The sequence below is a fragment of the Mycoplasma sp. CB776 genome, assembly GCF_054343395.1.
The window spans coordinates 23,188-43,926 of record NZ_JBTGVD010000004.1 but is presented as its reverse complement, the minus strand read 5'-3'; the positions used below and the strand labels follow the sequence as shown (position 1 = coordinate 43,926).

The following is a 20,739-nucleotide window of genomic DNA, read 5'->3' as shown; positions in this document are numbered from 1 at the left end:
GTCCCATACTTTAAATTTTACTTTAAAGTGGTGCACTTGATCTTACAATTAAGCACACCATAATTTAAATGGTGTTTAATAAGATAATTTCTCAATTTTTACGTTATTTAAAAATTTTTCTGTTAATTTTTTATTTCCTAATCATTGAGAAGCAACAGTCCCCATTGCTGCTGCATTAGCTATACGAAAAGAATTTTCAGCATTCTCTAAGTTTAAAAAATAGTTTGAAACAAACATAGAAATAACTGTGTCTCCCGCTCCTGTGGCGGAAACAACATTTATTTTCTCAATTACTGATGCTTTATAAATTTCTTTTTCTTTAGTTAATAAATATGAACCATTTTTATCCAATGAAACCATAACATTTTGACATCCATTGTTTTGAATTTTTTTCATTATTTCTATTAATTCTTTTTCTGAAGAAATTTTTGTATTGAAATTTCTTTCTAACTCGTCCTTATTAGGTTTAATTAAAAAAGGATTGTATTTAATATATGTTTGCATTTTTTCTGTATCAATGTCTAAAACAAAATTAATTCCTTTTTGATAAATAATTTCAATAATTTCTTCTGTTATAAATTCATTGCTATGTCCCATGATTAAAAGAAGATCATTTTTGGTTATTTTATTTAATTCTTTTTTGAGTTTTCCAACTAAATCATAAGACAAATTAGTTTTAGGTCCATTTAGTTCAAAATCTGTATTTTTTCCGTAAAATTTTATATTTAGTCTTGTTTTTTTAGGGTGATCTATATTTATTAATTTAATATTTTCAGTATTAAAAATTTCTTTAAATTCTTTATAAGTATCTGCATCAAAAAAACTTATTGCTGTATTATCGATATCGTGTCTTTTCAAAATAATTGAAGCATTTATTCCTTTTCCGCCTGGGAAAATGTGTGAATCAATATATCTATTTACTTCTTTTAAATTAAAAGTTGCGTTTTCAATAACCAAATCTTTTGATGGAGAAAGTGTTAAAGTATAAATATTTTTACTCATATTATTTAGCTTGTTTTTTATTTGCAAATTTGTGCATTAAAATTATTGTTAATGCTGATGCAAAAGATCCAAGTAAAATAGCTAAAATTCAAAATACAATACCTAAACCAATTTGCAATCCAAAACTATTAAATAGATGTGTTCTTGCTAAAAAGACAACAAACATTCCACCATGTGGTGCAACAATATTAACACCAAGAAGTGCAGAAACTATACCAGCAACTGCTCCACCCACAATGTTAGCAGGTACTAATATTTTTGGTCTTTGTGAAGTATAAGGAATTGCTCCTTCTGAAATGAATGATAAACCAAAAATTATGTTAGAAATTCTTCCAGCTTCAATTTCTTCTTTAGTTCATAATTTTTTACTAATAAACATTGATAATGAAATTCCTAAAGGAGGAACCATACCAGCCGCCATTACTGCAGCCATAGAAACTGAAGATTGACCATTTACAATTGTTAATGTACCAAAAATGTATGCAGCTTTATTAATTGGTCCACCTAAGTCAATTGCCATCATTGAACCAAGAATTAGTCCTAGTAATCATGCTAAATAAGGTTTATTTTGCATTAATTGTAAAAATAATACTAAACCTAAATTTACATAAATTAATACTATGTTAACAACTCAAAATGCTAAAGCTATAACAATTGTTCCAAATAAAGGAATAAATAAAATATTTTTAATTCCTTGTAAATGTTTTGGAAGTTTTCCAAAAACATATTTAGAAAATACAATTATCATTGCACCTACAAAAAATGCTCCAAGTATTCCACCAACAAAACCTGACCCAGTTCCTAAAAATTTATCAGCATTATTTACTCCTGAGTTAGTAATTGATGGTAACAAGAATGAATATGTATCTGATAATCCTCCACTTGCTATTGTCCCGATCACAAAACCAGGTAATAACCCTTGTCTTCCTACTAAAGCAAAAGAAATATAAGCTGTAAGCACAGGAACCGCTAATCCAAGTGATACTTTACCTATTTTGAAAAATAGATTAGCAACACCGTTATTAAATCCAAATGATGCTAAAAATCCGTTAGATTGAATATCAACACCTAATGCTTTACCTACTATTAAATCGATAATGAATCCAATAGCTAAAATAATTCCACCAAAAACTATAAAAGGTAACATATATGAAATACCAGTTAATAGGGAACGATGCATTTTTTTAGCAAAACCACTAAAACTTAATTCCCCTTCTACGTTTTCAGTTTTATTTCCAGAAGAAACAGATTTAATTTTGGTTCCTTTATTATCTAAAATTTTTTGAATTTGTTCTTCTGGTTTATGTATTGCCTTTTGAGTTGAAATTTCAATAACATTAGAACAGTTGGCAAATTTTTCTTTTTCTATTTCTCTATCAACAGCTAAAATTACACCTTTTGCTTTTTCGATTTCAGCACTTGATAAAGGATTTTTTATTCCATCTGCACCTTGTGTTTCTACCTTTATTGAAAGATTCATTTTTTTAGCCTGTTCAATTAATTTTTGCTCGGCTAAATAAGTATGAGCAATTCCTGTTGGACAAGCGGTTACAGCAACTATATCATATGTTTGATTTAAATTGTTATTATTTGTATTTTTATCATTTTCTTGCTCATATTTTTCAATTAATAACATAAAATCATCTACTGTTTGAATTTTTTCTAAAGATTCAATAAAATCAGGTTTGGTTAAAAATTTTGCTAATTTTGACATTATATCTAAATGAGAATTTTCTCTTTGTTGATTAGAAAAAGCCATAGCAAAAATGTATTTAACAGGTTTTCCATCTATGGAATTTCAATCTAAATTATTAACTCTTGCAAATAATAAAGTTGATTCCTTAATACAATCATCACTCATATGTGGAACTGCAATATAGTCACCTATACCAGTTGAATCTTGTTCTTCTCTTTTTAAAAATAAATTAAAAACAGTTTCTTGATTATCACTGTATTTTTTAGAATAAAGTTCTTTAGAAAAGAAATTTAAAACTTCTTTTTTAGAACTAAATTCTTTATTTAAATAAATAGTATCTTTATTTTTAAATAAATCTTTTATTTTCATAATTTTCCTTTCTTTGTATAATTTGAATTTAATTATACCAAATAAAGAAACATATTATGATATAAAAAAATAATGGTTATATCAAATTATTTTCTATATTTAAAGAATTTTTTATAAAATTTAATACCTATTAACGTGGATGAAGTGGTTAAAAAAGCAAAAATAGGTATTAATCAAAGAAAGTTAAATTTTTTTGATTTATTATTTTTCTGTTCTTTGTTAAAAGTTTCTTTTATGTTTTTAAACTTTTCTTTTGACAAAAAATTTATGACATAAAATCTTGTTTTACCAACCAATTTGTTTTCTTTATTATTTAAATTGGGAATTATTTCAAAATTCAAAATATTACTACCGCTTTTTGATACCAATTTCTCTATTTTTTCTTTATTTTCTATATCTAAAATAAAATAATCACTTTCATAATTAAACAAAAATTCATTAAAATAATCTTTAATATAATTAATTATTTTATTTTTTAACTCAAAATAATTTCCTAATTCAGTCTTTAATTCAGGAATTTTATAATTACTCAAATCAATTAATTTTTGATTTTCTATATTTTCTATTTTTACTTTGAGTGTCGAAAAATTAACTATATTGTCATATTTTCCTTTTATTTTGAAAAAAATGAATTTGTTTCTATGAGCAATTAAAGATAAAATTTTTTCATCAAAATATTCAATTTCTAATTCATTAGGAAAAGAAATATTATTATTAATAAAATAAGTATTTATGTAAGAAATTATTTTATTTTTAATCTCTATTTCATCAATAGATTTTAGTATCAAATCTTCCATTTTTATAGTGCTTAAATCCAAAATTTCCTTTATTTTTCTTGTTTTATTTTCAAAATTGAATATAGTTATTATTTTATTTTCATCACTATGATTAGATTTTATTTTTAAATATATAAAATCTTCTTTATTTCTATTTGCTAAATTAATTATTTCTTCTACTTTTTCAGTTTCGTTTTCAATGAAATAATCTTCATTATAATTAAAATTATTTGAGATATTTTCTGCTAAAAAATTTTTAATTTTTTCTAAAATTTTTTCACTATTTGTTTCATTTCCTAAATTAATACTATTGGATGAAAAATTATTAAACATCTTTTTAACTAATTTAAAATTAGTGTTACTTTTTATTTTATAAACGATACTGGAGTTTTCTTTTTTTATAAAATATTGCTCTTGAAAATGGTGAATAACTTCAAAATTAAAAATTAATTTGTCATCCAGTTTTTCAATAAAATAACTCACTTTGTCTTTATTTTCAAAATTGAACCATTCAGAATTAGCATTTAACTCCTGTTCTAAAGAAAAATTTTTAGATATATATTCTTTATCTATAGAAGGTATAATTTCAGTTTTATCAGCACTATTTAAATGCTCAATTTCTTGTAAATAATCAGTTCTTCAAGAAACAGGAATGTAAAAATATTTATTATTTATAACAAAATCAGAATTGGAAACTTCTTCTTTTATATCAAAACTTATTTTAATAATATTTTTATTAGTTTTTAATTGTTCAATTTTTCATATGGTTTTATCTTTGTTTTCAAAATCCAAAATGTTTTCATTAAAAAAATTTTTGTTGCTTTCAAAGTCTTTTTCATTTATTGACTTAGCTTGAAGTTTAATTCCTTCCTCGTTAATTAAAGGATTTATTTCAATGGTATTTTCTAAAATTGTATTTTGAAAATAACCATTTATGGAACTGCTCACATATTCTTGTCAGTACTTTATTATTTTTTCATAATTTATATTTTTTATAGTTTCTTCATTAAATTTATATTTATTTTTTAAATAAATAGATAAATGTTTTCCATATAATGTATCAAAAAAGTTTGAAATCTTGGAATTTACAAAAATTGAAGTGAAATTGTTATTACTTTTTTTATTGCCAATTAGTGCTATTTTATAATTTGTTAATCCTTTTGGCAATTTTGATGTAAACAATCAAATTCCAGAACTTGAAAAATAATTATTTTCATTTTCGCTTATTTTTATCGGTGTTCCATTATGGTTATTTTCATTATCATCAATCAAATTAAATTCATTATTTTGATTGTAAATTTTAAATCTTTTATTTGATGATGTTGAATCATTTACCTTTAAATTTACCCCTTTTTCTATTACAACAGCTTCAGCAATAAAACCTATTTTTTCAAAATTTTTATTTCTTATTTTTCCTAAACTGTCAATAGGATCTTGAAGAAAAATTGTTTCATAAGGCAATAAATTTGAATTATTGGAATAATCAACTCAAACTAACTGTTTTTTAGTTCCGGTTTCTTTATCTATTAATGGGTCATAAAATGGGTTTTTCTTTTTTGAACCATCGTTATTTAAAATAAAATTATTGTTTGAATCCTTTAAAAAAGGTTCTATTAAATCTCTTTGATTTTTATTATTTGCTGGATCTCAAGCAAATCACCTTAATTTTAAATCTAAATTGTTATTTTCTATTTCAATAATAGCGGTTCATCTGAAGATTTCATTTTTATTTTCTTTATTTATATCACTTTTATCATATTTCACCAAATCTATTTTATAGACCGCATTTGTAGATTCTTTGTAGTTAAAATTTAAGTCATAGAAGAAATCTCTGTTTATTACATCTATCTTTCTATCGTTAATGTAAAGAATTTCATTTTCTTGTGGTAAGGTTTTAAAATTTATTTTAACTGGAGTATTATAAACTCAATGACCACCATAAGTTTCAGTTATATTTTTATCATTTGCTTTTCTAGTTCTTGAATCATTTATCAACTCTAATGAATTATAATTAGTTATATCTAAATATTTACCAGGAACTATAACTAGTCTATCTTTCATAAGTTGACTTCTAAAAATTTCAGTTTCTTTATATTTTATTGTTGTATTTTCAGTTAAATTCAATATATTTTCTGAATTTGTGATTTTATTTCTATATCTTAAAGAAAAATTGATAGTTTCTATATTTGATTTTCTAACTGTTCTATATTGAAGATTGATATCGTTTGCAAACTTTACATCATTATAACTACTTTTAAATTTTCTAATTTTTTCTTCTAAATACTCAATATTTGTTTTTAATGAACTACTTCTTTTTTCTGTATAAAGACCATTAGATGCACCTGTATCTGTATTAATTTCTAAGTAATTATTAGTTAAAAAATTAGAAAAAAATCTATTTTTTATAATATTTAAACTTTTTAAAGTTTCATAATGGTCTACATTCAATAAATCATAATTAATGTGAAAATTAAAAGATAATTTAACTTTAAAATTTGTTAATCTAACATGAATATTATCTATATTATTGCCATTAAATTGTCCATTGGTTAAATAAAATTGTAATTCTACTTTTAAATTATCCATAAAAAAACTTTTTATTTCTTTATTATTTGTTGAAAAACGTTCTTTATATTCGTCAACTTTTTCATTTAACTTGCCAAAAACATACTTACTGATATTCAAACCATTAGAACCACTTGTAGAAAATTGTAAATCAGGAAAATTTTCATTTTGCTTATCTAATCCAAAGTAAAAATATAACTGTTTATGTTGATTATTTAAAATATTATATCTAATATAAGAATTGTGAATTGCAAAAGAACCATCATCATGATTTAAACCATTTGGAGCTAATTTAGATCCTATAAATTCCGTTCTTTGAAAATTAAAATTTTGATATGTTCACCCTTCTAAACCAGAAGCTATATTTATATTAGCTCCATATCATTTGGGATTTAAGTAATTTACTCAACTTCATAATCCAAAACCACCTTTTTTATTTGTGTATTCATGTTGAGCATATTTTCTATTTCAATTATAACTATCATAAAAAACAGTAAATGGTTTTTTATTTGAATTTATTTCATTGAAAGATCTTATTCATTCACTATAAGTTAATAAATCTCTTAAATTAGGTGAAAACTCAAATTCAGTTACAAATCTTTCATTAAAATTATGATTAGTTTTTGAATTATCCCTAATGTTTTGTTCATTCAATTCCATTGATGACATCATAAAAGGTATAAACGGAACAGTTGTTAATAAAAAATTATTAATTTTCATTATTCTCCATATTAATTAGCATATTTTTCTCTATTTCGTTATAATAAACTCTAAAATATACTTTCTTTTTCAAAGAAGATACAAGTAAAGATTCTCCTTTTCTTGCATTTAATAAGAAGTTAGTATCAAATTCATTTATTAAATTAAAATTTTCATTTTTTGAAAAAGGATTAAATAAAGAATTAATTATTTTTATATCGTCACCAGGTAAATTGAATAAGAATTTATATTGAATATTTTTTAATATTCCATTAGTTTTATTTCTCATATTTTCATTTAATGAAAAGTCAGATGGATTTTGTGTAGATAAAATAAGTGAACCTTTAAATTTTCTTATGGTTTTAGCAGTATCAAAAATAAAGTCTAATGTTTGCAAGTTTTTGTGGTCTAAAAATTTATGAACTTCATCAAAAATAACTAAACTTTTTCTTTTATTTTTATAAAAATTATCGTTTATTTTTGTTTGAATTAAATTTAAAATCATAAAGAAAAAAGCATTGGAATTTTCTTTTGTAGAATTTTCTGTAAATGTCTTTACATCTATAATAATAAAATCTGAATTTAAATCCAAATTAGTTTTACCATTATAATTAGATGAATAAATTCCACTATTTTCAAAATTAATTTTTAATCATTCTAGCAATTTTATCCTTTCTTTTTCATATATTTCTTTATAATTTTTATCAAAATTTATTTCCTTAACTTTAATTATTAAATCACTAATTATAGGGAAATTCACTATATCATCTTTTAAATTTAAATTATTATAAATTTCTTTTAACGCTTTTATAAGTATGTATTCTTTTTCTTCTGTTAAATTTGGATATAATATTTTAATTCAATTTATAAAAAATACTATTTGATTTGTTATAGATCTTTCTATATTTTTATAATCTATAACAAACATTTGTAAAGGATTTATAGTTGTTTTTCCTGTACCTAAATCAAGTCAACTAATGGGAAACATATTTTTAAAATTTTGATATTCTCTTTGTGGATCAATTATTATAACTGAACTATTATTTTTGAGATAATTATCTAAAATAATCTTTTTTATTGTAGTAGTTTTACCACTACCAGAAGTACCGAAAAAAATACAATTTGAATTTGTATGATTAAAATTTCTTTTTCAAATATCTCAAATTATAGATTGCTTTTTATTTTTTCCAAGTAGAAACGAATTTTTATCAATATTTTTTTCAAATGTAAACGGTCAAGCATAAGCAATATTTCTTGAAACCATTTCTATATTTTCTTTTAATTGATCATTATTTAAAAAAGAAAAGGTTTTATATGCATCTATTTGTCTAAAATTTAATTTATTCATTATTGATTTCTCCTTTTTTATTGAATTATTTAAAACTAAATTTACATCATTTTTTAATTCACTTAAATTTTTATTAATATTTAAAAAAAGCATTGATGTCTTAAATAACTTATAATTTTCCACATTTAAAAGATAAGATAATTCATCAAGTGCTTCAATATTTTTTAACTCTTTTTTGCTTCTATATTGAGATTTTTTATTAAATGCCATACTGGTAAGCACTTTATTATTAGCAGCGTTTATTATTTTTTCATAATCTTCGGAAGCTATAGGTGATAAATGTCAAATAATTCAAGAATTATTAGAATTGAAAAATGTTTCAGCTCATCCTACATTTAAATTTAATGCTAAATCATTAATGGTGCTAATTTTACCTTGAAAAGAGTTAACAGAAAAATGATTTTTCTTAAAAACTAATTTTTTAGGTTTTAACAAATCAATTAATTTTTCTTTACTATTAATTTCATAAAAATCATTTAAAAGATTTTCAAAAGGATTAAAAAAAGAAAATAAAAATTTTATAACATTTTCTTTATTTAGTGTATTATTAGATATTTCTTGTTTATCAAAAAAGTCTTTAATATATTTTAATTCTTCATTTATACTTTCTTTTTTTGAAGAAAATATAATAAGAAAATATTCATCTTCAAATTCAAAATTCTGAAGGTTTTTTATATCTTCTTTACAATTATCAATATATGAATTTACTTCTTGATTTACAAATTTAAAATCTTTTTCTTCATCAATATTTATAGAAAAATTTATATTTTTTCTTGCTTTTAAAAAAGAAATTTTTTCTTCTCTTGTGTTAAAAAAACTAACAAACTGATCTAAAAAATATTTCTTTTCTTCAGTGTTTCTTGTTCAAATATTCAAACCATCAAATTTTATGACTGATATAAACTTATATTTATTTTCTATTAAATTTTTAAGTTTAATTTGACCATCATCATTTATATCATCTAAATTTACAAAAAAATTTGTGTTTGTTTTTTTAGAACTTTTACTAAAATTCTTATTTTCTGTCCAAAACATTATAATTCTTCATAGAATAACTCAAATTCTTGCATTATGTGATGGAATATAAATTAATAAAGAAGCAAAAAGCAATGATAAAACAAAAATAATAGAAATTGAAATTATTTTTTTATATTTTAAAATATCTGGAACAGAATATCAACCTATAAAAAAAGAAATTATAATTTCAGAAAAAAGAAATATTAAATCAGATAAATAAAAATTTCTTGCTATCAATATTTTATTTTTTTTGATACTTTTAGGTTGAAGCATTTTTTCCTTTCAAATTAGTGGTTATATCGTTATATGTTTTATTCAAATGTATATCATCTAATTGTAGAGATATTTTTTTTGAATTTAGTTCTTCAATGGAAATAAATTTAGTTAACTCTGTTTTATTATTTTTAAGATTTGCATTTTGACTTTTAATTATTTCTTTATTTTTTATAAAATTTTTGATTTCTTTTAAAACACTATTAGTTTCCTTTATATTTTCTTTTATTTTATATTCTTGATTTGTTAAAATTGAAATATATTTTAAAAACTTATTACAAGAAATAGCACCTCCTATTAACAAAATAGTTAAAATAAACATTTTGCTAAAATAATTTAAACTATTAACTTCAGTTATTCATGAATTTATAGAAATAGCATAAAAAGAAAAAATATTCAGAATCACTAAATAAACAAAAATAGAAATAAGTTTTGAAAAGAAACTTCTTTTTCAATATAAAAATTTCTTACCTTCATCCATTAAAATTGTTGAAAAGATAAACGGAGAAATTAAAAATAAAAAGAAATATTGAAATGTTTTATTAGCTAAATTTATACCACTTTTTATAAAAATAATTATTAACGAAATACCTACTATTGCAGGAAAAAATAGCAATTGTGAAGATGAAACAGAAAGATTTTTATAAGTTTCAAAATCAATAACTGAATAAGAATTATTATTTGTCAATTTTGTTCAAATGCTTTCCTGTATATCTTCTGGTTTTAGTGCTAAAAATATATTGTTAGCTATATTAGTTTTACTATTAAAACTTATAATCAAAATATTAAATATACTATTAAATATATTAATAACAATAAAACTTAAAAGTGGAATAAGAAAAACTAATAAAATTGAAGGTATTATATTCTTAAAAAGATTAAGAATTTTCACATTTTTATCGTTTTTCTTTGAGAATGACAATTTAATAATAACAGATATAAAAATTCCTATAAATACAATGCTGTTAATTATCAAAAAAGCACTAAAAACAATAGGTATTTTAATCTCACTATACTTTAATTGCTCTGCAGCTTTGCCAAAAAATAAAAGATTAATTAAAGGCGTGCTTAAAAAATTAAAAACTTGTGTAATTACAGATAAAAATTTAAAAGGTATTGTTATGAAAACAAACCAAAAAAATGAAAAAATAGAATAAAAAATTCTATCAACTACATCTAGCATTATGATATTCCAGAAGCTGCTTTTTTACTTATATCAACTGCAAAATTTACACCAATAGCGAAAATTATGATTATAACTACAAAAATAACTAAAATTATAAAAAAATGTACAATATTAGCTTTTCTTTTTTCACCAATAGAATAAACGATTTTTATACCAGTATAAATCGCTGCAATCATCAATAAAAAACCTACAAGTCCTGCAAATGCAGATAAAACAATATAACCAATTGAACTTGTTTTTTCAGCAATTTCGTTAATTATTACTTCACCACTATCGCTAGCAAATAACTTTAACATTCTTTCTCCTTAAATTCATAGACATCCTTTACAGAAGTTATTAAATTAGCCCCTTGTTTTATTAAACTAGAGTTTCCATCTTCTTCGCTAAAGTCACCAGGAAAACAGTAAACTTCTTTTCCGACATTAAGAAAATTGCTAACCAAATTCATTATTCCACTTTTAGTTTTTGAAGAATAAATTATAAGTGCATCACTCAATGCTGCAACCAGTCTATTTCTGTTTCTCAATTTATTTTTTGAAATATTGACATTATTTGGATATTCAGAAATAATTAAAGTCTTTTCATCCAAATCCACTTTGTTGGCAAAATAAGGATTATTTAACCCATTTGCTGAAATATAAATAGTTTCACCTTGTTTTAGTTTATAAAAATCATTGATTTTCATGTCTAAGTTTTTATAATAACAAGTTACTAATGTATGTCTTTTTATAACCTCTGGTAATGATTGATTAAGAAATTCATCTATTTTTTCATTATGAAAATCACCTGTTAAAGTCATTTTTCATTCTCTTTTTAAAAGTTCTATATTTCCTTCATAAAATATAACAAAAGGTGGATTTGTTAATATTTTAAAAGATTCAGGATATTCTTCATCCATTATAGTAATTGCTTTTATTTCTTTACTTTTGACCAAATCATCTATTTTTTCCAGTTCTTCTTCTGGTACTTTTTCTAATGTTTTTAAAGCATTATAAATTTCCATAAAATTTCCTGAGTATTTTATTGCAAAATAAATTAATATATTATTCATTTTTCCCTCCATTTAAATTTTCTTTTTTTTAATAAAAAATAATAAAAAAAACTAATTTAGGAAAAAAGAGCAATTTTTCATAAATTTATAAGACTAAATAGTATAATTTAGCAATGAAAAACAATAATTGATTTAAAGACAAATTAATAAAAAAGAAAAATAAATTTTTGATAAAAAGACTTTTAAATTTCTTTATTTTAATAATATTAAAAATATCTATAAGACCTAAAACTTGAAAAACTAGAAAAGATGAAGTTAAAACTCTAGTGTCTAGAAGTATTAATAAGTTAGCTTCTGTGGAATTTGCTTTTTTACCACCTGGATTTGCTTTTTATCTTTTTGTTTCCTTTATACCTATTCTTATTATTAGTTTTTCAATTATTTCTTCTATTAATTTTGGTTGATTTTCAAATAATTTAGAAAATCTCAAAGATTTTTTATTAGAACAAATTTTAAATCGTTATATTCCAGGAATTAATAATTCAATTCCAAAAACACTTAATATTTTTTCAAGCACAACTTGAGAAACAACTACTTTTATTTTATTATTAATTTCATCGCTTTGAATTGCGTCATCAGGTTATGCAAAATTTATATCTAGTCAATCTGTTATTTATAATCACAAAAATACGGGAAATATCTTTTTAAATCGTTTAAAAGGAATATTAATTGTAATAATAATTTCAACAATTTTATCTTTATTTTTAAGTGTTTCTTCTTTAATTTTTATTTCATTAAAAAGTAAAATTGAAGAAATTTGATTATATGATTTGTCTTTTTATTTAATTTCAATTATATTTTTATTTATGTTTTTTTATATTACATGATTAATTACTTTAAAAATAAGCCCTGTATTTAAAATTAGCTTTAAACAAATTTTGCCAGGAACTTTTATTAGTGCATTATCTTCAACTTTATTTTCAATTATTTTTGGTTTTCTAGCATCAGCAAAATTTATTAATTATGATAAGTTTGGAACATTAGCTACTTTTTTATATCTTTCTACATTTTGTTTATATATTTCATACTTGTTATATTTTGGAGTTATAATAAACGAAGCATTTTATAAGAGTTTATTTAGTCAAATTACTAAACATAAATATAAATTTCAAAAAACAAAAATATAAAACACAGAAAAATTCTGTGTTTTTGTTTATTTTTTACGTCTAAAAACCTTTTTAGCGTCTGGATCAGGTTTCATAAATTTACATTCAGGAAATGAAGAACATCCAATAAATCTTTGACCGTTTTTCTTATTATAACGATAAATTAAAGGTGCTTCATTCTCAGGACAATTTTCCCCTGTATATTCCAGTGGAATTTGCACTTTTTTATTATTTTGTTCTGAATCAGCCATTTTTTCTTGAAAATCATTTCAGAAAGTATTCATAAAAGATTTGTAATCTTCTTTACCTTCTGCAATTTCATTTAATTCTTCTTCAATAGAAGAAGTGTATTTTTCTTGAATAATTTTAGGAACTGAATCTTTTAAAACTTCTAAAGCAGCATAACCAAAATCCGTAGGTATTAATGCATTATTTTTAGATTCAACATAAAATCTATCTTTTAAAACAGAAACTGTTGATGAAAAGGTGGATGGTCTTCCTACTTTAATTTCATCCATAGCTTCAATTAAAGAACCTTCATTATATCTGCTTGGTGGGTTTGTTTGATTTTCAGAAGGAATGTATTCGTTAACTTTTACAATTTCACCTTTCTTAAAATCAGGGATAAAATCATCTTTATCACGACCTATTAAAGAAAAATATCCATCAAAAACTACTTTGGAAGAACTTAATTTAAATCAGTGTCCGTTATTTTCGAATTCATAACGAACGATTTCTCTAATAGGTGTTTCCATAACAGCTTGTAAAGAAATGTTATAAATTAAATTATAAATTTTATATTGTGAATCATTTAAATTAAATTTAACTTTAGCCATATCAGGTGTTAATGTTCAATCTGTAGGTCTAATGGCTTCGTGGGCATCTTGATCTCCAGAAATCCCTTTTACAGTATTAGAAACATAGTTTTTTCCGTATTTTTTCTCTACATAACTTTTAGCGTTATTTATAAATGTTTGACTTAATCTAGTTGAATCTGTTCTTGGATAAGAAATTAATCCACCACTTTCATCAATACCTTCATAAAGTTCTTGTAAAACTTTTGTTACTAACTTAGAAGACATACCTGCTTTTTTAAACAAAGTAGATTGTTTTAAAGGTGTAATTTTAGCATCTGCTTTTCTTGTTATTTTTATATTTTTAACAACTAAATCACCTTTTAATTCTGACATTATTTTATTAATGTTAAAATTACTAATTCATTCAGAATTTTCAAATTCTTTCTTGTCCTTATAAAAGAAACTAAACTCTAAATTATTATCTGATGTTGCTTTTATTGTGTGGTATTTAGTTGGAATAAATTTTTTGATTTCTTCTTCACGATCTACAACTAATTTAAGTGCAATGGATTGAACTCTTCCTGCTGAAGGGTTTGTTCTTGCATTTTGAATTTTTCTTGTTAATAAGTTGGATAATCTAAAACCAATTATTCTATCGAGCATTCTTCTTGATTTTTGTGAATTAATTAAATTTTGATCAATCATTAAAGGTTTATTAATAGCGTTTTTTATAGCTTCTTCTGTGATTTCATTATATTTAATTCTTTGATATTTATTTTCAATATTCAATGCTTCAACTAAATTATATCCAATCGCTTCTCCTTCACGATCCGGGTCAGTTGCGATTAAAACTTCATCAGATTCTTTTGCAGCTTTTTTCAATTCTTTAATAATAGTTTTTTTCTTTATATCTTCTTTATAAATAGGTTCTCAATTTTCAAAATCGATTCCTAAACCGTAAATACCGCTTGTTTTCATTTCAAAAATATGTCCATTACAAGCCATAACTTGATAATCAGTTCCTAAATATTTTTGAATTGTTTTAATTTTATTTGGTGACTCAACAATTACTATTTTTTTCATATTATTTAATTATATAAGAATATTTACATATCATCAAAACTTTTTTCATCAAAAACTCCAATATATGGTAAATTTCTCATTTTTTCCTTTACATCCAATCCAAAACCAACTAAAAATTCATTAGGGACTTCAATACCGAATTTATCTGGATTATAATTTGTTTGTCTTCCGCTTGGTTTATTCAATAAAGTTAAAACTCTTAAACTTTTTGGTTTTTTAGCTTTTAATAATTCCACAACTTTTTCAATTGTTATCCCTGAATCAATGATATCTTCTGTAATTAGAACATCTTTCCCAACAATATCATGAGCTAAATCCATAATTATTTTTACAGATCCAGTTGATTGTTGCCCACCTGCATATGAAGATAAAGTCATAAAATCAATAATATGATCAACTTTTATATCTTTAATTAATTGAGCAAGAAAAGGTAATGAACCTTTTAGTAAACCTATAATAACTAAATCCTTGGACTCTTTATATGTTTCATTAACTCAGTTAGCTAATTCCTTTATTGTTTTTTCAAGATGTTCTCTTGTGTATAACACTTTTTTTATTCTTTTGTCAATTTCCATTTTATTTATAAAATCCTTTTTTTAAATTTATTAATAAAAAATTAGGAAATATTTTTGTCCTAATTTTTTAAAATATTATTTTTTTGTTGCTTCAGCTACTTGTGCAGCTACTTCAGCAGCAAAATCAGTTTCTTGTTTTTCAATACCTTCCCCAACTTCAAAACGAACTATTTCTAGTAAAGAAGATTTTTTAGAATCTAAATATGATTTAACTTTAAAACTGCTGTCCATTACAAATTCTTGTAATTCTAAAACAATTTTAGCAAGTTCTTTTTCAACTTTACCATTAATCATCATTTGTTTAATGTTCTCTGGTTTTTTAGAATTTTTTGGATCATTTTCAATTTCTAAAGTAAATTCTTTAGTTAATTTATCAACTTCAGAACTTGGAACTTGTGAAACAAGAGCATACTCTGGATTCATAGCAGCAACGTGCATTGAAACATTTTTAGCAGCTTCTTCATTTTCTCCGTTAATTAAAACTAATGATGCAACTCTTCCGTTTGTATGAATGTATGAACCAATTCTTTGTGATTCAGATGCAGATAATTTTTTAGCTCTTCTAAAAGCAATTTTTTCACCAATTGTTGCAGTTGCATCAACACATAACTCTTCAATTGTTTTTCCGTTTTCATCTTTTAAATGAGTTGCTTCTTCATTAGAAGAAAAATCCCCTTTTAAAAGCACTTGACCTATTTTATTAACTAAATCAATAAATTGCTTATTTTGTGCAACAAAGTCTGTTTCTGAATTTACTTCAAAAACTACAGCAGCTTTTCCATTTGTTGCTACTGATACTAAACCTTCTGCAGCAATTCTTCCTGCTTTTTTAGCTGCTTTAGCTTTTCCGTTTTCTTGTAATCATAAAATTGCTTTTTCAACACTTCAACTTGAAGCTTCTAAAGCTTTTTTACAATCCACCATAGGAGCATCTGTTCTTTCTCTTAACTCTTTTATAAGAGCCATTGTATTAACTTTTTCCATTATTTACTCCTTTTCAACTTTTTCTACTTTATTTGCATTTTCTTTGAAGTTATTTCTTCTTTGAAATTCTCTTTTTTCTTTTTCTGGATCTTCAGGTAAAATAACTTTTTCATCTTCTTGATATGCAAATAATTGTTTTCCATTTTTAGCAGCAACAATAGCATCTGCTAAAATTGTTAAAATTAATGTAATTGATTTTACAGAATCGTCGTTTGCAGGAATTCCAAAATCTACTCATTCTGGATCTGCGTCTGTATCTAAAATACCAATAACTTTAATTCCTTTTCTTTTTGCTTCTTTAATAGCAATTAAATCATTTTTAGGATCAGCAATAATCATTACATCTGGAAGTCTTTTCATCTCCCTAATCCCTTGAAGATTTTTGTGTAATTTTTGAAGTTCTTTAGTTTTTAAAACTCCTTCTTTTTTAGTGTAACCTTCAAAGTTAGTTTCTGCTAATTTTTCTAAGTCTTCCATTTGTCTAACTCTTGAAAAAATAGTTCTATTATTTGTAATAGTTCCACCTAATCATCTTTCAGAAACATAAATTGAATTTGTTCTTAAAGCTTGCTCTTCAACTGCTTTTTTAGCTTGTCTTTTTGTTCCAACAAAAATAAATGAAGCTCCTTTTTGTGCTGCTTTATAAACTAATTTGTAAGCAAATTCTAAAGCTCTTTGAGTTTTTAAGATATCAATAATATGTGTTCCTAATTTTTTTGTATGAATGTATGGTTTCATTTTAGGATTTCATTGTGAAGCTTTGTGACCAAAATAAGTTCCAGCTTCTAATAATTTTTGTTTTGAAACAATTTCTCTTTCATTTGATTGAGAATGTGTTTCTTTTGCATTGTGATGCATTTCTTTTTTTTCTGACATTTTTTCCTCTTTTTATTTGTTATTCTTCCTATAATTTCGAACATTTGGCACTTTTCTCAAGCACACCCAAATGAATTCATTATAGTGCTTTTTTATTTTTTAAATTTTATATATTAAATTTTACCAAATTTTTTCAATATAAAAAGAAAGAAGTTAAATTAAGTTTCTTTCTTTTGTTTATTTTCCTTTATTTACTCATGATTCAATATTATCTAGCACTACTTTATAAATCATTGAAGCACATTCTAGCCTATTTAAGTGAGTTTTAACATCATTAAACGCCACTAAATTTCCTATTTTTTCTAAATTATCAACATTTTTCTTTTGATTTATTAAACTTTTATAAATTTCGATGATTTCTTTAATTTCTATAATTGTTTTGTTTTTTATAATGTCAAGAAAAATATCTGCTGAAGATAAAAAAACTGCACAGCCTATACCTTTAAATTTAGCATCTATTACTGTATTTTCTTGTAAATTAAGTGCTAATCAAATTTCATCAACACAATTAGAACTATGTAAATAATTATTATTTCAGTTTGGTAATTCTGCAACTTTATTTTTTGCATTAGAGTAATGATCCATTATTAATTTTCTTTTTTGATTTGCGTCCATTTTATATAAAACTTAAAAAGTCTCCTCCTTCTTTTAGTGCTTGTACTAATTTATCTACATCTGTTTTATCATTATAAAAAGCTACAGAAATTCTTACATAATTATTTTCATTTTCTACTTCAGAAAGAAGTTTTGAACAAAAATTTCCGCTTCTAACATATATATCTTTATGACCTAAATAAGAAGCTATATCTTGTGGTGCATATTGTTTTATGTTAAATAAAGTTATAAAATCACCCCTTTTAGATGATATATTTATACCTTCAATTGTTGATAATTGGTCATATAAATAATTAGCTACTTCTAAATTTAAATTATGAATTTTTTCAATTGAAACTTCGTTAATTAAATCAATTGCTTTATCTAATTGTCAAATTGCCGCTAAATTCATAGTTCCTGGTTCAAAAGCACTAATTCCGCTTTTTCGAGTTCAATTATTAGATTTATCTATTTTTTCAACTGCTCCACCACCAAAAATAACAGGGTTAATTTTATTTAAAATTTTACTTTTTATTGCTAAAACTCCTAAACCTGTAGGTCCATACATTTTATTTGCACTAAAAACTACTATATCTGAATTTTTAAAAGAAACTTTGTCATGAGCAATTGCTTGAGCAGCATCATTGAACACTATTGCTTTTACTTCTTTTGCTTTTTTATAAATTTCAGTAGAATTAAAATTTTGGTTTATGTTATTTGTAACTTGAGAATAGCAAATAATTTTAGTATTTTTATTAATATCTTCTAAAAGGTTTTTTGAATATTTTACTTTTAAATTTAACTCTTTAGCTATTTCAATTCATGGAACTATATTAGAAGAGTGATTATAAAATGATAAAAGAATTTCATCATTTGCTTTTAAAAATTGTTTAGACATTAAAGCAAATACATTAATCGATTCAGTTGTTCCTGAAGTAAAAATAATTTCATCTTTTTTAGCATCTATGAGTTTGGCGATTTTTTTTCTAACAGTTTCCACTTTTTTTAACACCTGGATTCCTATTTTTGAATCTGATGTTCTAGTGCTTATTGAGTAATTTGAGTAAAAATCTACACCCGCTTCTATTACTGATAAAGGTTTTTGAGACAAAGCTGCATTATCAAAATATGTTATTTTTGATAACATAGGAAATAATTTTTTGTAGTTATTCATATTGACTCCTTTTAAATAAAGTTATATATTCTATATTTTTAGATTTATTGCCTAAAATTGGCGATTTGAAAATTTTTATAAGTTCAAAACCATTATCTTTTCCGTATTCAACAACTCTATTTATTAAAAATTGATGATACTTTTCGTCAACATAACCACCTTTTTCCACATATTTACTACTTGCTTCAAATTGTGGTTTTATCAATAACATAATATCTGTATTTAATGTCACGATTTCTTTTATTACCTTAAACACTTCTTTTAAACTTATAAAAGAAACATCACAAACTATGATATCCATTTTTTCTTTAAAAAGTTCAAATGAAATTGACTTTAAATTTGTCTTTTCTAAAGGAATTACCTTTGTATTCGTTCTTAATGAGTAGTCAAGTTGGTTTGTTCCAGAATCCAATGAATAAACTTTTTTTGCACCATGTTTTAAACTAACTTCTGTAAATCCACCAGTTGAAGAACCAATATCTAAAACTGTTTTATCTTGAAAATTTAAATTAAAAAGTTTAATAGCTTCTAGCAATTTATAAGCCCCTCTAGAAACTCATTCTTTTTTTTCTTCAAAAACTTCTACTTTATCTTTTTCAAAAGAAATTTTAGTACTTGGAATAAAAATAATTTCACCATTAACTTTGACTTTACCCATCCTAATAAGAGTTTCAGCGTTTTTAAGATTTTTTTGTTCTAAAAGTTGTAAAAGAGTTAATTTAGACATTTTTATTTTGCTACCTCTAAAATTTTAGTTATATAATAGTTAAAATTGCAAGTCGACTCCATTAATTCATTTGCAAAAAAATTAAATTTTTTTCTACTTTCTTTTTCAAACTCAAAAATATTATTATGATTCATTTTTACGCGAAAATAAAGGAAATTAGACAAATAAGTAGAAATTTTTTTATTATCTATTTTACTTAAAACTTCATCTGTATTAAGTATTTGTTGTGATATCCATATAAAAGATTCTGAATTAAACTTTTTAATCAATGAAATTTCTTGTTCATAAATCTCTTTTATATCAATTTTTAAATTAAATATTAAAGCTAACTTTGTAATTAAAAAATACATTTTTTTATTACTAAAAATGTATTTATATTCTTTTTCATAATTATTTTTTTTAATTAAAGAATTAATTTTTTTCAATTTTAAATTGTTTTTCATATTCTTTACTTACTTTATCTAAAATAGCATTCACAAATTTATAATCTGTATCTTCTTCTAAAGTAAAATCCTTTGTTATTTCTACGAATTCATTAATTACTATTCTTTTATCCAAATACATTAATTCAAAAGCACCCATCAATAAAATTGCTCTAATTAAAGGTTTTACATTATTTCATAATACATTTTCTTTAAAAAATGAACTAATAATTTTTTTATGGAAAAAATACTGTTTTTCTATTAATTCTAATGTTTGTATTTGTTGCTTATTTAAATCTTTACTCTCAAAAATTCGATTACTTTCAATTACAAGATCTTGTAACTCATAAGAATAAATTACAGAAATTAACTCAATTCTATATTGCTTTCTTGTTTTTTTATTAGATATTGATTTCATT

The 20,739-nt window shown here is 23.0% G+C and carries 17 protein-coding genes; 1 reads left to right on the top strand and 16 read right to left on the bottom strand.

The window, feature by feature from the left end; translation table 4 throughout:
- Positions 1-75: 75 nt before the first annotated feature.
- The 7 genes from ACXX86_RS00920 to ACXX86_RS00890 all read right to left on the bottom strand — a co-directional run bounded on the left by ACXX86_RS00920 (position 76) and on the right by ACXX86_RS00890 (position 11,982).
- Entirely contained in the window at positions 76-1,002 is a 927-nt protein-coding gene (locus ACXX86_RS00920) for a PfkB family carbohydrate kinase (protein ID WP_436359132.1), read from the bottom strand.
- A gap of 1 nt (position 1,003) precedes the next feature.
- Entirely contained in the window at positions 1,004-3,067 is a 2,064-nt protein-coding gene (locus ACXX86_RS00915) for a PTS fructose transporter subunit IIABC (protein WP_458560957.1), read from the bottom strand.
- Between the two features lie 86 nt (positions 3,068-3,153).
- Positions 3,154-7,128: an Mbov_0399 family ICE element protein gene (locus ACXX86_RS00910; RefSeq protein WP_458560398.1), complete on the bottom strand. Its 3,975-nt coding sequence runs from the start codon at positions 7,126-7,128 to the stop codon at positions 3,154-3,156.
- Positions 7,118-9,745 carry an Mbov_0397 family ICE element conjugal transfer ATPase gene (locus ACXX86_RS00905; RefSeq protein WP_436359127.1) on the bottom strand — a complete coding sequence of 876 codons (2,628 nt, stop codon included), beginning with the start codon at positions 9,743-9,745 and terminating at the stop codon, positions 7,118-7,120. Before ACXX86_RS00905 ends, ACXX86_RS00910 begins: the two co-directional genes overlap by 11 nt.
- Positions 9,732-10,928, bottom strand: coding sequence for an Mbov_0396 family ICE element transmembrane protein (locus ACXX86_RS00900; protein ID WP_458560956.1), 1,197 nt, complete (start codon positions 10,926-10,928; stop codon positions 9,732-9,734). The genes ACXX86_RS00905 and ACXX86_RS00900 overlap by 14 nt, the downstream gene beginning before the upstream one ends.
- The gene (locus tag ACXX86_RS00895) at positions 10,928-11,227 is read right to left on the bottom strand and encodes an Mbov_0395 family pilin-like conjugal transfer protein (RefSeq protein ID WP_436359125.1); all 300 of its coding nucleotides are present in this window, start codon (positions 11,225-11,227) and stop codon (positions 10,928-10,930) included. Before ACXX86_RS00895 ends, ACXX86_RS00900 begins: the two co-directional genes overlap by 1 nt.
- The gene (locus tag ACXX86_RS00890) at positions 11,221-11,982 is read right to left on the bottom strand and encodes a DNA-processing protein DprA (protein WP_436359124.1); all 762 of its coding nucleotides are present in this window, start codon (positions 11,980-11,982) and stop codon (positions 11,221-11,223) included. The genes ACXX86_RS00895 and ACXX86_RS00890 overlap by 7 nt, the downstream gene beginning before the upstream one ends.
- Before the next feature lie 113 nt (positions 11,983-12,095).
- On the opposite strand from ACXX86_RS00890, the gene ACXX86_RS00885 reads away from it, so the two are divergent.
- Positions 12,096-13,109 carry a YhjD/YihY/BrkB family envelope integrity protein gene (locus ACXX86_RS00885; protein WP_436359123.1) on the top strand — a complete coding sequence of 338 codons (1,014 nt, stop codon included), beginning with the start codon at positions 12,096-12,098 and terminating at the stop codon, positions 13,107-13,109.
- 26 nt (positions 13,110-13,135) lie between these two features.
- Here ACXX86_RS00885 and topA read toward each other — a convergent pair whose 3' ends face one another.
- From topA to ACXX86_RS00840, 9 genes are all read right to left on the bottom strand, one after another.
- Positions 13,136-14,968 (bottom strand): type I DNA topoisomerase, encoded by a 1,833-nt coding sequence (gene topA / locus ACXX86_RS00880; RefSeq protein ID WP_436359122.1) that lies wholly within the window; start codon positions 14,966-14,968, stop codon positions 13,136-13,138.
- A gap of 23 nt (positions 14,969-14,991) precedes the next feature.
- Positions 14,992-15,543, bottom strand: a complete 552-nt coding sequence (gene hpt, locus ACXX86_RS00875) for a hypoxanthine phosphoribosyltransferase (RefSeq protein ID WP_436359121.1) — start codon at positions 15,541-15,543, stop codon at positions 14,992-14,994.
- A 75-nt stretch (positions 15,544-15,618) separates the two neighbouring features.
- Positions 15,619-16,527, bottom strand: a complete 909-nt coding sequence (tsf, locus tag ACXX86_RS00870; protein ID WP_458557557.1) for a translation elongation factor Ts — start codon at positions 16,525-16,527, stop codon at positions 15,619-15,621.
- Positions 16,528-16,530: 3 nt separating this feature from the next.
- A complete protein-coding gene (rpsB, locus tag ACXX86_RS00865; protein WP_436359119.1) occupies positions 16,531-17,403 on the bottom strand; it encodes a 30S ribosomal protein S2 in 873 nt (290 codons plus the stop codon).
- A 177-nt stretch (positions 17,404-17,580) separates the two neighbouring features.
- Positions 17,581-18,018: an iron-sulfur cluster assembly scaffold protein gene (locus ACXX86_RS00860; protein WP_436359118.1), complete on the bottom strand. Its 438-nt coding sequence runs from the start codon at positions 18,016-18,018 to the stop codon at positions 17,581-17,583.
- Between the two features lies 1 nt (position 18,019).
- On the bottom strand, positions 18,020-19,171 hold the full coding sequence (locus tag ACXX86_RS00855; RefSeq protein ID WP_458560955.1) for an aminotransferase class V-fold PLP-dependent enzyme: 1,152 nt from the start codon (positions 19,169-19,171) through the stop codon (positions 18,020-18,022).
- Positions 19,164-19,898 (bottom strand): TlyA family RNA methyltransferase, encoded by a 735-nt coding sequence (locus ACXX86_RS00850; RefSeq protein WP_436359116.1) that lies wholly within the window; start codon positions 19,896-19,898, stop codon positions 19,164-19,166. The genes ACXX86_RS00855 and ACXX86_RS00850 overlap by 8 nt, the downstream gene beginning before the upstream one ends.
- 2 nt (positions 19,899-19,900) lie before the next feature.
- Positions 19,901-20,341 (bottom strand): hypothetical protein, encoded by a 441-nt coding sequence (locus tag ACXX86_RS00845; RefSeq protein WP_436359115.1) that lies wholly within the window; start codon positions 20,339-20,341, stop codon positions 19,901-19,903.
- Complete coding sequence (locus ACXX86_RS00840; protein ID WP_458557561.1) at positions 20,310-20,738, bottom strand: transcription antitermination factor NusB; 429 nt, start codon at positions 20,736-20,738, stop codon at positions 20,310-20,312. Before ACXX86_RS00840 ends, ACXX86_RS00845 begins: the two co-directional genes overlap by 32 nt.
- Position 20,739 lies beyond the last annotated feature (1 nt).